This is a genomic window from Brachyspira suanatina (assembly GCF_001049755.1).
GTDB classification, from domain to species: Bacteria; Spirochaetota; Brachyspiria; order Brachyspirales; family Brachyspiraceae; genus Brachyspira; species Brachyspira suanatina.
Window position 1 is genome coordinate 349,223 of sequence record NZ_CVLB01000002.1, and the last position, 13,941, is coordinate 363,163.

At 27.5% G+C, this 13,941-nt stretch carries 11 protein-coding genes and 1 tRNA gene; 5 read left to right on the forward strand and 7 right to left on the reverse strand.

The features are described from left to right. Positions 1-48 precede the first annotated feature (48 nt). Complete coding sequence (locus BRSU_RS11145) at positions 49-1,611, reverse strand: NAD-dependent epimerase/dehydratase family protein (protein WP_048595433.1); 1,563 nt, start codon at positions 1,609-1,611, stop codon at positions 49-51. Positions 1,612-1,752: 141 nt separating this feature from the next. On the opposite strand from BRSU_RS11145, the gene BRSU_RS11150 reads away from it, so the two are divergent. After that, on the forward strand, positions 1,753-2,580 hold the full coding sequence (locus BRSU_RS11150) for a CAP domain-containing protein (protein ID WP_048595435.1): 828 nt from the start codon (positions 1,753-1,755) through the stop codon (positions 2,578-2,580). A 374-nt stretch (positions 2,581-2,954) separates the two neighbouring features. Here the strand turns inward: BRSU_RS11150 and BRSU_RS11155 are convergent, their stop codons facing one another. The 6 genes from BRSU_RS11155 to BRSU_RS11180 all read right to left on the reverse strand — a co-directional run bounded on the left by BRSU_RS11155 (position 2,955) and on the right by BRSU_RS11180 (position 9,882). Next, positions 2,955-3,458, reverse strand: coding sequence for a hypothetical protein (locus BRSU_RS11155; RefSeq protein WP_048595436.1), 504 nt, complete (start codon positions 3,456-3,458; stop codon positions 2,955-2,957). 364 nt (positions 3,459-3,822) lie between these two features. Further along, a complete protein-coding gene (gene argH, locus BRSU_RS11160; RefSeq protein ID WP_048595439.1) occupies positions 3,823-5,211 on the reverse strand; it encodes an argininosuccinate lyase in 1,389 nt (462 codons plus the stop codon). 2 nt (positions 5,212-5,213) lie between these two features. After that, complete coding sequence (locus tag BRSU_RS11165) at positions 5,214-6,437, reverse strand: argininosuccinate synthase (RefSeq protein WP_048595441.1); 1,224 nt, start codon at positions 6,435-6,437, stop codon at positions 5,214-5,216. Positions 6,438-6,855: 418 nt separating this feature from the next. Next, positions 6,856-7,797: an ornithine carbamoyltransferase gene (gene argF, locus BRSU_RS11170; protein WP_048595444.1), complete on the reverse strand. Its 942-nt coding sequence runs from the start codon at positions 7,795-7,797 to the stop codon at positions 6,856-6,858. A 174-nt stretch (positions 7,798-7,971) separates the two neighbouring features. Continuing rightward, on the reverse strand, positions 7,972-8,481 hold the full coding sequence (gene flgN / locus BRSU_RS11175) for a flagellar export chaperone FlgN (RefSeq protein WP_008730356.1): 510 nt from the start codon (positions 8,479-8,481) through the stop codon (positions 7,972-7,974). Between the two features lie 105 nt (positions 8,482-8,586). After that, a complete protein-coding gene (locus tag BRSU_RS11180; RefSeq protein ID WP_048595445.1) occupies positions 8,587-9,882 on the reverse strand; it encodes a hypothetical protein in 1,296 nt (431 codons plus the stop codon). A 195-nt stretch (positions 9,883-10,077) separates the two neighbouring features. Between BRSU_RS11180 and BRSU_RS11185 the strand changes: the two genes are divergently transcribed. The 4 genes from BRSU_RS11185 (at position 10,078) to BRSU_RS11200 (ending at position 13,767) form a co-directional block, all read left to right on the forward strand. After that, positions 10,078-10,150 (forward strand) — tRNA-Val (locus BRSU_RS11185). Positions 10,151-10,296: 146 nt separating this feature from the next. Continuing rightward, on the forward strand, positions 10,297-11,385 hold the full coding sequence (locus tag BRSU_RS11190; protein ID WP_048595447.1) for a M15 family metallopeptidase: 1,089 nt from the start codon (positions 10,297-10,299) through the stop codon (positions 11,383-11,385). 24 nt (positions 11,386-11,409) lie between these two features. Next, positions 11,410-13,107 (forward strand): motility associated factor glycosyltransferase family protein, encoded by a 1,698-nt coding sequence (locus BRSU_RS11195; protein WP_048595449.1) that lies wholly within the window; start codon positions 11,410-11,412, stop codon positions 13,105-13,107. A 117-nt stretch (positions 13,108-13,224) separates the two neighbouring features. Continuing rightward, complete coding sequence (locus BRSU_RS11200) at positions 13,225-13,767, forward strand: hypothetical protein (RefSeq protein WP_048595451.1); 543 nt, start codon at positions 13,225-13,227, stop codon at positions 13,765-13,767. The last annotated feature ends 174 nt before the right edge of the window (positions 13,768-13,941 follow it).

Below are 13,941 nucleotides of genomic sequence, written 5' to 3' on the forward strand. Positions count from 1 at the left end.
ATATTAATTATAATTTAATCATAACTAATATAATTAAAAAAATGATTATTATTGATCAATTTTCTTATGATGAGCTTTAAAATCCTCATCAAAATAATAAAGCATATTTTCATCTTCTTTATGAGAATCATACCAAACTTGGGCAAAGTAAGGATTTTTCTTAGCAAGCATATCGAAGTTCCAAGTATAATCAGGCATACATTCCATACACCAATGGCCAGCTTTTATTACAGTAAATGGTGAAGCCTCAAATTCATGTCCTTCAGCACAAGCCCATTTTAATTTTGTATGCAAATCACCTTTAGTCATGCTAGTGCTTAAAAGTTTACCGCCTCTGAACTCGGCAGCTTTTTTAAGATCTTCTATATCAATCTCACTATCTTTTTTACTTTCATCATAACCATGATTAAGAAGTTTAGCATTCTTTATATCAAGTAAAGCTTTATAATCTATATAATTTCCTTCTGAGTCTTTATTTTCAAATAATAAATTAAAATTCTCCCATTTCTTAGGAAGATTATCAAAATTTTCTAAACTTCCGAATGTAGCTATAATCTTTCCGTCTTCTCCATTTCTTCTCCAATATGTAGGCGAATTAGGATGAGGCAAAAGTCTTTGTATAGCAAAGAATGATATTAAAGAAGAAGGTACTATTTTTCCAAATGCATAATACCAATGTGTTTTTCCTATTTCATTCCAATAATCTGTAACAGACTCTTTCTGATAAGAGAATAATTCTTCAAGTTTGTATCCGTCATAATACCAAAGTCCATGGAAATTTCTTGTAGCATTCCAATTAGGCTTCATATATGTTTTAGTTGATCCGCCTATAAGTTTGAATCCGTCATTAAATGTATCATAACCTAAGAGTCTGTTTTCTGATTTGCTTCCCAAATTGAAACAGCCTTTCCAGAAATAATCATCTAAATTTCCTTTAATATCTTCTTCAATTATTCTTTTCATCAATAGTCCGCTGTCTCTTGCAGTTGCCCATTCAAGCGGGGCATTATAACATGTATGAAACATTAATCCATCACTCATATTATCAGTAAGCATTCTGCTATGAAGCATTGCTGTTTGTCTTATTATGACTCTGTTTTCTAATGATGAATCAAGTACATATCTTTCACCTTTTAATTTTGAAAAAGAATATGCATCGTAAGGGCTTATTAATAATGGATCGCCTACCCTGCCCCAAGGGTGTTTTTCATTTCTGTTACCGTAAAGTGCTACTGTTGATATATGCACAAGTTTAGGGCGTTTATCTTTTTCCATTGATTCCAATATATCTACTATATGCTTAACTCCAACAAAATTTGTAAGATGCGCTAATTTAGGGTATCTGTCAGATTTCGGAGGTATCACTGCAGCAAGATTAAGTACATAATGACAGTCTTTCAATAATTTTTCGCAGTCATCTCTTTCATATAAATAACCTGTAACTATCTCTACTCTTTTTCCATATTGTTTTTTAAATTTTTCACCTATTTTTCTGCTTTCTTTTCTTATAAGCACTTTTACAAGCTCAATATCTTCTATTTCCATTAATTGTCTTAATGTTTCAAGGCCCATATTTCCAGTGGCACCTGTTAAAGCTATCGTATATTTCATATAATAATCCTTTATTATTAATAAACCAACTTAAAAAATTTACTATTATTTTACATACTTTAAAAATAAACAGTTTTTATCATATGTAGTATTATATAAGAAATATAATTTTTGTAAATAATGTATTCAAAAGGACTAAAAATGAAATATTGTAAAACAGCATATTTAATATTATTAAGTTTAATAGTTTTTACTCAAATATCTTTTGCTCAAAACAATAATGAAGCATCTCAATTATTTAAATTAATAAATGATGAAAGAAAAAAATCAGGTCTTGATGAATACAAAACGGAAACTCAATTACAAAATGCTGCCAATCAAAGAGTAAAAGAAATAGCAGGCGGAATAAGAAAATCTACTGCTTTACAGGATAATAATATACAATTTTCATCATACTCTGAAGGTTCCATCATAGCAGATATGACTGTAGAAGAAGTATTTGCTCAAATGCTTAAATCACAAAAAAATTTAATACTAAATAATAAATTTACTCATGCTGCTACATCTGTATATGAAAGCAATGGTAAAAAATATTGGGTAATGATTTATGTAGTATCAAGAAATGACAGCATAGTAAAACAGGAATTGAACATACAAAAAGAGAGAGAAAGAGTTGTTGAGTTATGCAATGAAGCTAGAAAGCAAAATAATGTATCTGTTAGTTTAGTTTTAGATGCAAAATTAAGCGAAGCTGCACAGAAAAGAGCTGAAGAGTTAATAAAATTATTCTCACATACAAGACCGAACAGAACAGATTTCTCTACAGTATTAAAAGAATATAACATTGCTTATAAAACAGCTGGTGAAAATATAGCTAACGGACAATTTGATGCTGATGATGTTATGAAGTCTTGGCTTAAATCACCGGGTCATAGAGCAAATATACTTCAGAAAAATTTCGGTAAAATAGGTGTTGGTGTATTTGAATATAATGGCAGATTATATTGGGTGCAGGTATTTACCGATTAATAAGTTTATAATTTATAGAAAATAAATTTTATATAATCTTTTTAATAAAATACAAAAGGTTAATTATAATATAGTATTAATAAAACTGAAAATATTATTTATGTTAAAAACATGACCGCCAAAGTATTAATTAAATTTATGAATTTCCTAAACGCACGGTGAATATATTTTTATATATTATTTTCATTGCATTTATAATCAAATTAATATTTTTAATATTACTCTGCGTGCGGTTAATTAGATAAAAAATTTAAATAAAACTTGGGCGGGTACTGTAATTTCTAATTAAGCTATAAAGATAATTAATATTAAAATTCAAAAATAAAGCAGCAAACTTTAAAGGGTGGGGTATGTAATTAATTTTCATAAATTTATTACTGTGCATTTAATTGTTTTTCATAATTGTATTTTAATATTTCATAAAATATCTTGCAGGTTTTGCTATTTATCTTATATCTATTTGTATCATTTTCTGTAACATATTCTAAATAAACATTTCCATTATAAAAAAATTCTATAAGCTTATCTATACTATTGATATTGTTAAAACCTATAAAAACTAAACTATTTTCTGCATAAATTAAATTAATCTTAGGAATTACAAAAGTATCGACTTCATTATTAAATTGTACTTCTTTTAAACCTTCTAATTGTTTATCAAATCTAATTATAGTTTGTATAACAAATAAATTCTCTTCTATTTTTAGAGTTTTAAAAGATAATGTATTAAATTTTTTCATATTAAATACATAACTGTTTGATTTTTTATCATAACTAAAATATTTTTTTAAAAAATTTTCATCGGCATGAAAACTAATAGAATATCCAGCAAAAACAAAGCTAAAAATTAAAATAAAAATTAATAATATTTTTTTCATGATAAAAACCCTAAATATGATTATTTAATTATAGTTTATTATTAGGAAAATACAATTAAATAAGTTTTTTAATGTATTTTAAATCCCGCCCTTTTAAATTTATAGTTTTAATTTCAATTAAAAATTTTATTTATGTTAGAAGCTAAATAAGAAAAAGCACACCCACCCAAGCGTTATTTAAATTTATAATGCATATACCGCACGGTAAATGCATTTAAATATATTATTTAAATTGAATTGATAATGAAATTTATATTTTTAGCTTTGCCCACCGTGCGTTAAAAATCATGCAATAAAAAAACAAGAGTACCATTTTTCAACAGCACCCTTGTTTTATATTTTTTATTAATTAAAAATAATAAATTTATTTTCCGTTTGATTTAAGCCACTCTTCGTTTATCTTTATTACTTCTAAAACAGCATTCTCGCTAGGACTTCCAATCATTGTCTTGTTGGAAACCTGAGCCTCTGGAGTTATACAAGCATAAATATCATCTTCAAATAAATCGGACTCTTTTTTATATTCTTCTATAGAAAGAGTAGAAAGATTTTTGTTATTGTTTATTGAATATACTACAAGACGTCCAGAAACAGCATGTGCATCTCTAAAAGGTATACCCTTCCTTACAAGATAATCAGCAACCTCAGTAGCATTCAAAAATCCTTCATTAACAGAATTAAGCATATTATCTTTATTAACTTTCATTGTTTTTAATACATTAGGAAGTATTGATAAACAATTCTTAACATTCTCTAAAGAATCAAATATACCCTCTTTGTCCTCCTGCATATCTTTATTGTATGCTAAAGGTAAAGACTTCATAACTGTCAATATAGAAAATAAATTTCCGTAAACCCTTCCTGTCTTTCCGCGAATAAGTTCAAGTATATCCGGATTCTTCTTTTGAGGCATTAAACTTGAACCTGTTGTAAACTCATCATCAAATTCTACAAATTTGAATTCTGAAGTAGAATATAATATCAGCTCCTCAGAAAAACGGCTTAAATGCATCATTATTATTGATAAAGCAGATTCCACCTCAATAACAAAATCCCTGTCAGATACTGCATCTAAAGAATTAAGCATAACATTCTTGAAATTGAGAGTTTCAGCAGTTTTTTTGTTGTCTATCTTGTAAGTAGAACAAGCCAAAGCACCTGCTCCTAAAGGCATAACATCTATTCTCTTGTAGGCATCAGTTAATCTGTCAAAATCTCTTTTGAACATCTCTACATAAGCACCTAAATAATGTGCAAATGTTATAACCTGTGCCCTTTGAAGATGTGTATATCCGCTCATATAGGTTTTTGTATGCTCTTTTTGAATGCTTACCAATGTAGAAATTAAATCTAGTATTAAAGATTTCATATTTTCTACTTTGTTTTTTAAATGCATTCTCAAATCAAGTGCCACCTGATCATTTCTGCTTCTTCCAGTATGAACTTTTTTTCCTACTTCGCCTACTCTGTCAATAAGCCATCTTTCAACTTGAGTATGTATATCTTCTAATTCAAAATCGAATTGAAGTTTATTATTTTCAATATCATCTAAAATTTGTTTTAGACCATTTATTATAGTTACGCTTTCATCAAGAGGAATAATTGAGCATTCTCCAAGCATTTTTGCATGTGCTATGCTTCCTAATATATCCTCTTTGTACATCTTACAATCGAAAGATAATGAAGAATTAAAATCATTAGCTTCCTTGTTAAGCTCTTTAGAAAAGCGTCCTCCCCATAATTTTTCTTTCATAATTAAATATTTAACCCCATTTTTTTAGCTTGCTCTTTCATTAAAGCATTAACTTTTAAAGGTAAACCGAATAATGTAATGAAGCCTTGAGCATCATGGTGATCATATAATTCGCCTGTAGTAAAGCTAGCCAAACTCTGATTATAAAGTGAATAAGGAGAAGTAACACCAGCAGGTATAATATTACCTTTATATAATTTTAATTTTACTTTTCCTGTTACAGTTTGCTGAGTGCTGTCAATGAATGCACATAAAGCCTCTCTTAAAGGAGTAAACCATCTTCCGCTATATACTAAGTCAGTTAATTTATGAGAAACTACATGTTTGAAATATAATGTTTCTCTGTCTAAACATAAATGTTCAATTTCTCTATGAGCAGCATAAAGTATAGTGCCTCCTGGAGTTTCATATACACCGCGGCATTTTATTCCTACTACTCTGTTTTCTAATAAATCAACTATACCAACTGCATGCTTTCCGCCTATCTCATTTAAGTATTTAACTAAATCAGAAGGATAGAAAGTTTTTCCGTCTACTTTAGTTGGTATGCCTTTTTCAAATTCTAATTCTACAAACTGACCTTCATTAGGAGCATTCTCTATAGTGTTTGATAATTTAAGAAGTCTTTCATAATTAGGCATATTAGCAGGGTCTTCAAGCTCTAATCCCTCATGTGATAAATGCCAAAGGTTCTTATCTCTTGAATAAGAATCATCTTTCTTCATAGGAACTTCTATATTTCTGTCTTCCAAATATTTGATTTCTTCTTCTCTTGAAGATATATTCCATTCTCTCCAAGGAGCAATTATTTCAAAGTTAGGAGCTAATGCTTTAACAGTCAATTCAAATCTTACTTGGTCATTACCTTTTCCTGTAGCACCATGAGCTATAGCAGTAGCACCTTCTTCTAAAGCAACTTCAACAAGTTTTTTTGCTATTAAAGGTCTTGCTGCAGAAGTACCAAGTAAATATTTATCCTCATAAGTAGCTTCAGCTTTAACTATAGGATAAATATAATCTGTAACAAACTCGTCTTCGCATTTAACTAATCTGTATTTTACAGCACCAGTTTTTAAAGCTCTTTCCTCTAAGCCGTCAGTTTCTGTACCTTGACCAACATCTACACATACAGCGATTACATCATAATCATAATTCTCTTTAAGCCATGGTATAATAACTGTAGTGTCCAAACCGCCTGAATAGGCTAATACTAATTTTTTTTTCATGATAAATCCCTTCTTTACTTATAAAATGTTTTTTCAATTATTATATTTATTGGGCTTTGCCCTTGAGAAGTACACAGATGTACAAGAAGCATACCCGAATGAAGTCTATATTACGTGAGGGTAACATCTATTTACTTTACTGAGGCTCTACATACCTACAATAAAAAAGTTTATGATACATATATAAAAAATATATGAGTTGGCAAACTGTAATTGTTTCAATATATACTTAAAACATTAGTTTTCCAAAAATAACATTTTAAATTTATATTATTTGTGGGGACTAGCCCCCACACCCCCAGTTCTTTTGTTGACACAAAGAACCAAAAAGACTGCATTTTTTATATCTTATATTTTTAATAAAAATCAATAAAATAGAATTTTATATTATCAATAATTTATTATTACATTCTAAAAATTATTCTTTTACTATACTGCTCATTATAGCCATTTGAGCATGCATTCTGTTTTCTGCCTCTTCATAAATATATTGAGAATTCATATTGAATACTTCTTCGCTTATCTCCTCTCCTTTATGAGCAGGCAAACAGTGAAGTGCTATAGCTCCTTTATTAGCAAGATCAAATAATTCTTTAGTAAGAGTAAAGCCCTTAAATATATTAAGTCTTTTTTCTTTTTCACTCTCCTGTCCCATAGAAGCCCATACATCTGTATAAACTACATCGGCTCCACTTACTGCCTCTTTTACATCATTAACAATATCAACAGTACATCCTGTATTTTTTGCTATGTTCTTAGCTACTTCTATAGTTTTTGCATCCGGTTCATAACCTTTAGGAACTCCTACTTTAATATTAACTCCTAAAGATGTACAGCCTGTTAAAAGACTATTACAAACATTATTACCATCGCCTATATATGTTAATGTTAAGCCTTTCAATTTACCAAAATGTTCTTTCATAGTAAATAAATCCGCCATAATCTGACAAGGATGTGAAAGATCTGTCAAAGCATTTATAACAGGTACTTTTGAATATTTAGCAAAGTCTTCAACATCACTATGAGCAAAAGTTCTAATCATAATCAAATCGCAGTATCTAGAAATAACATTAGAACTGTCTTCAATACTTTCTCTCTGTCCTAATATAATCTCATCTTGCTTTAGTACGAAAGCATCTCCTCCTAATTTCTTCATTCCTATTTCAAAACTTAAACGAGTCCTTAAACTAGGCTTTGAAAAATACATCACCATAGTTCTATTTTTCATTATATCAATTTCTTCTCTATTTCTTACCTTTGATTTTAACTCGAAGGTATAATCAATCAATGCTGATAACTCTTCGCTTGTAAAATCTTCCAAATTAATAAAATGTCTTCCTGATAAATTAACTTTTTTCATAATTTTTTCCCGTTTAAATTTTAATATTATTTTTTTGAGTAATACTATATATCGTTTTTATAATTTTGCAATATTATGTTTCTATAATTTTATAAATTTGAAAATAAAATATATAAAAAAAACGTATAACATAAAACTATGCCATACGTTTAATTAAGATATAAATATTCTATATTAAACTTGCTTATTTACTAATACTGATAATTTCCTATTAACAACATGCTCTTTACCTTTGTTGTTATAGCCTACTTTTTTGCTTTCATTCAAAACTTCTTTCATATTTGCAAATAAATCTAAAGCTTCATCAAAAAGTTTAGGAGCCAATTTATTTAAATGTTTTAATCTAGCCATTAAAGTAACTAATTCAAGGCGTAAAGCTGATATTCTAGCTGTTTTATTCAATGGTATTCTTCTAATAATATCAGATAATGTTGCTGTTTCTGATAAATGAGGGAATTTATTTAATACTATCAAATCAATAACATTTTCTCTCATTTTTCTAAGCTCATTAGCTTCAGTCATTTTTTCATTTTGATGATCACAATATAAATGTATATCCTGTAATCTTGTATTGATTATAGAATTAACCTTTTTTTCTTCATCTTCTAATATTATTTTGTAAACTTCTATTTCTTTGGATAAAAGAATCTCTATTTTTGTAAGTTCTTCATATAAGTTAAACATAAATACCACCTTTAAGTTAAAGCCGATCGAAATTATTAATCAGCTATGTGAGAATTTATCGGCAGTTATTATGATTACTTTACATAATTTTTTTAAATATTTTTATTAATTTTCTATATCTATGGATTTTATAGCCTCTAAACAGATATCTCTATATTCAGGCTCAGAATAAGTAAACCAAGCAAGCAAAGCAAGTTTTTTAGCCGCACAAGCTACTGTAATAATATGATCATTATCTTCTAATTCTTTTTCATATACTATACTTTCTATTTTACCGCTTTGAGATTTTATATCTAGCTTTTCCCCTTTATCTTCTCCGGCAATATCTATCTGTTTTAGTACATATTCCATTATTACATCTATCTCTTCATTAGCAAAAGAGTAAACCTGCATAGCTATATATACATTAATATCTTTGAATTCTATTAAAGATTTATCATTTTTGAATACATTCATACGCATAGGCAGAATAATAGTGAATCCTGCCGCTATAGGATAACGAGCCTTTTCAAGTCTGAATCCTATTTGAAGAGACTGCTGCTGATTAACAGTCTTTTTACTTTCTATAAATTTAGCCAAATTTTCATCATCTAAATAATGAGCAATATCAATAAGTATATCCCAAGGATATTTTAATGAAGCATCCTTTTTATATGATTCCTGAAAAGCATACATAATTTTTTTATACATAGTCTTTTCTTTGTTGTCAATAGCCTCTCTAAATGGGAAATAAAGCCAAATCATACTAATAAAGCTTTTAAACCAAAATTTAGCATTCATTTCTTCAGTATCCCATATGAAGAAATCTGCTGCTAAGGTTAATCTATCCTCTTCACTAGCATCTATAAAATCAGTAAACCAATTTTTGCCCCAATATCCTAAAGAAGACAAAGCAAAATACTCCTTTTCTATTACAGGGTAATTGTAAGGCATAGATATCAAGAAATTGCTGAAACCATTATCATGATGAGTTATAAGCATTTTAGCATAATCAGCCAGAGAATTAACAAAAAATTTCTTTAAAGCTTCAAAATCTCTGCTATTAAAATAACCGCTAGGATCTTTATGAACAGAATCCTCTCTAAATTCTATATCAAGCCTTCTAGCTATTCTATCCAAAACACCTACTATAAATCTATGATATCCGGCCCCGAAAGAACCTGTAGTTATAGTTATGAATAAAGTATCTGTTTTAAACTCAAAATATATAGGATCAGCGGAAGGATGAAAAGAATATATAAGAGTGCTGCCGTCTTCTATTATAGAAAACTCCGAAATCATAACAAGCGGATTAATATTAACTTCATTTAAAGAAGAAACTATCGCTTTAAATAATCTGTCTTGGTTAGGAATAACCCTTCTATTATCAAATGTCGCTGACAGCAAAAATTCTACATTCATTTTAATAAAATTCTACTTATTTTTTTATAATATTTACATTATAATATAATAACATTTTTTATTATTTTAGCAATATATATTTGATAAAGTTTTATATATAAATAGTAAAAATATAAAATTTAATACACTTTAACGATATAAATACTTGACTTTTTTTTAATGATATGCTATTATAAATTAACATTTCAAAAGAAAGGGCGATTAGCTCAGCTGGGAGAGCGGGTGCCTTACAAGCACTAGGTCGGCGGTTCGAGCCCGTCATCGCCCAATTTTTCCCCTTTACAGATAAATCTTTTTTGATAAAACTTCCTATTAAATATGATTTTTTTAACGATAATAAATTTGAATTTAATATTAATACATGTTAATATTATGTAAACAAATAATTTTTTTATAGAGTAATGATAGAATAATATGACCGTTTTTCAATATGTTTTAGTAATAACAACTATACTAGTAGTACTAGCACTGATAAGCTTTATAATAAAGGCCGGATCTAAATACAAAATATTTACAATAGCTCTTATGACAGTAATTGTATCATCTATATCAGCGGTAGGAATTATATATATAAACAATACTAAAGATATAATGTCCGGTTCTGATTTAAAGCAAATTCAGCTTGAAGAAGAGAAAAAAAGAATAAGAAAAGATATAATAATAAGACCAGGAGCAATAGAAACTATAGCTCTTCATTTAGCTTATTCAAATAGAATATCACCTCCTACTATAAAAAACAGGGAACTAGGATTTTATTTAGACGGAATATGGTTTAACTGGGCTAATGGAAAACTTTTAACCGATGAAGATATGACCAATCAGGATAATTATATACCTTTCGGATTTTATTCTTATACTGTAGACGGAATGCCTGAAGTACAGCAGGAAACCCCTGAAAGAACTAAAGAACTTCAGGAATATTACAAAAGAAGAGTTAATAATACAAAATATATCAATAATAAATTCTTAGATACTCTTTATGACGGAACAAGCGAAAGGAGTATGGTAAAGCATATAAGTACAAAAAGTATATTAGGATACAAAGTAAGAGTTCATGATTATGTGTATGAACCTCTATCTAATGTAAGTGTAGAAGTGAAACTTATAGCACAAACTAATCAGGAAGTTGAAAATTTCTTAGATTCTTTGAAAATAGTAAGCGGATATGTTTGGAAAATAATTTCAAAAAGTGCAAGCAGAAGCTATCATAGTTATGGTGTTGCTTTCGATACTTTGCCTAAAAAAAATAATGGTAAGCAAATATATTGGGCTTGGACTAGAGTTAATAATAAAGCTTGGTATGCTGTGCCTTATGATAAAAGATGGCATCCTCCTAAAGAAGTTGTAAAAGTATTTGAAAAGTATGGTTTTATATGGGGCGGTAAATGGCATAATTATGACACCATACATTTTGAATATAGGCCGGAACTCATTATATATAACAAAATAAAAAATGATGAAGATGCTACATACGAGCTTATAGAAAAATACGGCATATTCTAAAATTAATCTGCAGAGAAATATAAAATGGATAATACTATATTCACTAAAAATATAGAGCTTTTAAATAAAAATAAATATAATTTCAGGGCTGTAAAAAAATTAATAGAATATAATGCATCTAATAATAAATATCAATTAAAGCAGGCTAAAAATGATTTGTTTGCTGTTATGTATAATAATAAGCCTTTGACTTCTCTATATAATCCTATGGAAGAAGCTAAAAGATTAATATCTCAATTCATAACAAATAACAATGAACATATAGGCATATTTTTATCTATTGCATCATTCTTTCATATAGAATATTTTTTATCTTTAAATGAAAATAACAAAGCAATAATAATAGAAAAAGATATAGAAATAGTTAAGATTATTTTAGAAAATTTAAAGCCTTCAAATGAAAATATATTAAAGAATACCATACTCATTTTGAATGAAGATTTAGAAAATATATTGGCATTCTTTAATTTTTATATGAATGATAATGATTCTAAAAAAATAGTTTATATAAGACATATAAGAGCTTCAAATATAGATGATGAAACAAGAGAATATTATGACAATATTAATATATCGCTTGCCAACAGTATAAAAGAAAAATTAATGTCATTAACATCTAATTATTATTTTGCTCCTGTATGGGCTAGAAATACATTATATAATATGCATTTCAATGAAGGATACTCTATAAAAACATTCTATAATATATTAAAAAGAGAAACGCCTGTTTTATTAGTATCTGCAGGTGCCTCAGCTGATGATTATATAGAAAACATTAAAGAACTATCAAAAACACATTTTGTTATAGTATTATCGCATGCTTTTAATAGCTTAATAAAAAATAATATAAAGCCTGATGCTGTTGTATCTACTGACGGCGGTTTTTATTCGTCGATACATTTAAAAGAACTTATTAAAAAAGAAAATGAAAATATAAATATATTCACTACGCATACAGCATATCCTTTTCCTCTCACTCATATAGAAAACAAAAGAATATTTTATTTCTCACATGATGAAAGTTTCGAAAAGATATTATATCCTATAAATGATGATGATAATAACAATATATATTTCTATATGGAAGGAAGCGTTATAATGCCTGCTTTAAGAATAGCATATATGCTCAATCCTAAATATATATTGCTTGCAGGATGTGATTTTTGTCATATTGATGATAAAACGCATTCTAAATATTCAAATGCTTCAGCCCATGATTATATTAACAGTAGTAAATTAAAAACTTTTGAATCTGCTAAATATAAAAGGCTTAATGATAATCAAAAAATAAAATGCTACGATAATGTTTATAGAAATACTTCTTCATCACTTTTGAGTTATAAAAATCATTTTGAATCTTTAATTCAGGAGATTTCTGAAACTACTGATATTTTCACTTTAACAGTACAATCTGCAAGCATAAAAAATGTAAAAATATACAATAATAACAATATAAATTCTAACAATAAAAATATAGAAATTAAAAACTATTTAAAAGAGAATATAGATAAAGAAAAATTAGTGAAAGAAATAGATAATTTTATAAATAACCTCAATAAAGAAAATATGAGTAAAGAAAATTTTAATAACAATATGAAAAATATTGCTGATATAATATCACCTTGGCATGTTGAAAAATTTGAGAAGTCTGTTATAAGCTATGAAGAGTTAAAAAACTATATGAATAAATGGTACAATGATATAAAATTGCTTATTTATTAAAATAATAATAATTTTTTTATTTCTAATACTTTACAAAAAATTAACGAGAATTATAATTAGTAAACATAATATATAGTTGAATAAAATTAATAAAAATACAGGAGAAGTAAAAAACATATGAAAAAAATTGTATTTGTGTTTATAACATTATTAACAATATCAATACAGGCATTCTCTGCTGCTGTAACAACACATTATAATAATTGGAAAATAAGAAGAATAACATATAACAATACTGATACAAAAACTGTTACAATGACTATAAAAAACAATAATAGTTTAGAGGTATATATAGCAGCTAGAAATAATCAAGTTAGTGTAAGCATAAACTGGTATAAAGATAAAGTAGATGAAAATACTCCTGTAGTAGAATATAGTTTCAATAATTCACCTTATAAATCTGTAGAGCCTTTTATGAGATCTTCAAGTGATAATTTCGATATATTATACACAATATCACCTGCTTTTGGAATCATACAGGAAAAAGAAGTTATTGAGTTCTTAAGCAGATTAATAAACAGTAAAACTCTATCAATAAAACCTAGTAGTAATAGTCAGGCATATACTATTGATATTACAGGATTAAAAGAGGCAATGCAGAAAACTGATTTCTCTGGAACTCTATTGGAAAAATATAAGAGTCAGATATTACAACAATAAATATTAAAAATTTTGCTTTTATTACGCACTCAAAGCAAAACTAAAAATATAATTTTAATAATAATTCAAATTTTATTATATTATAAAATTAAGTTCATCGTGCGTTAAATAGATTATAAATCTAATTAACACTTGGGCGGGAACTAAAATTTCTAATGAGGCTATAAATATAAT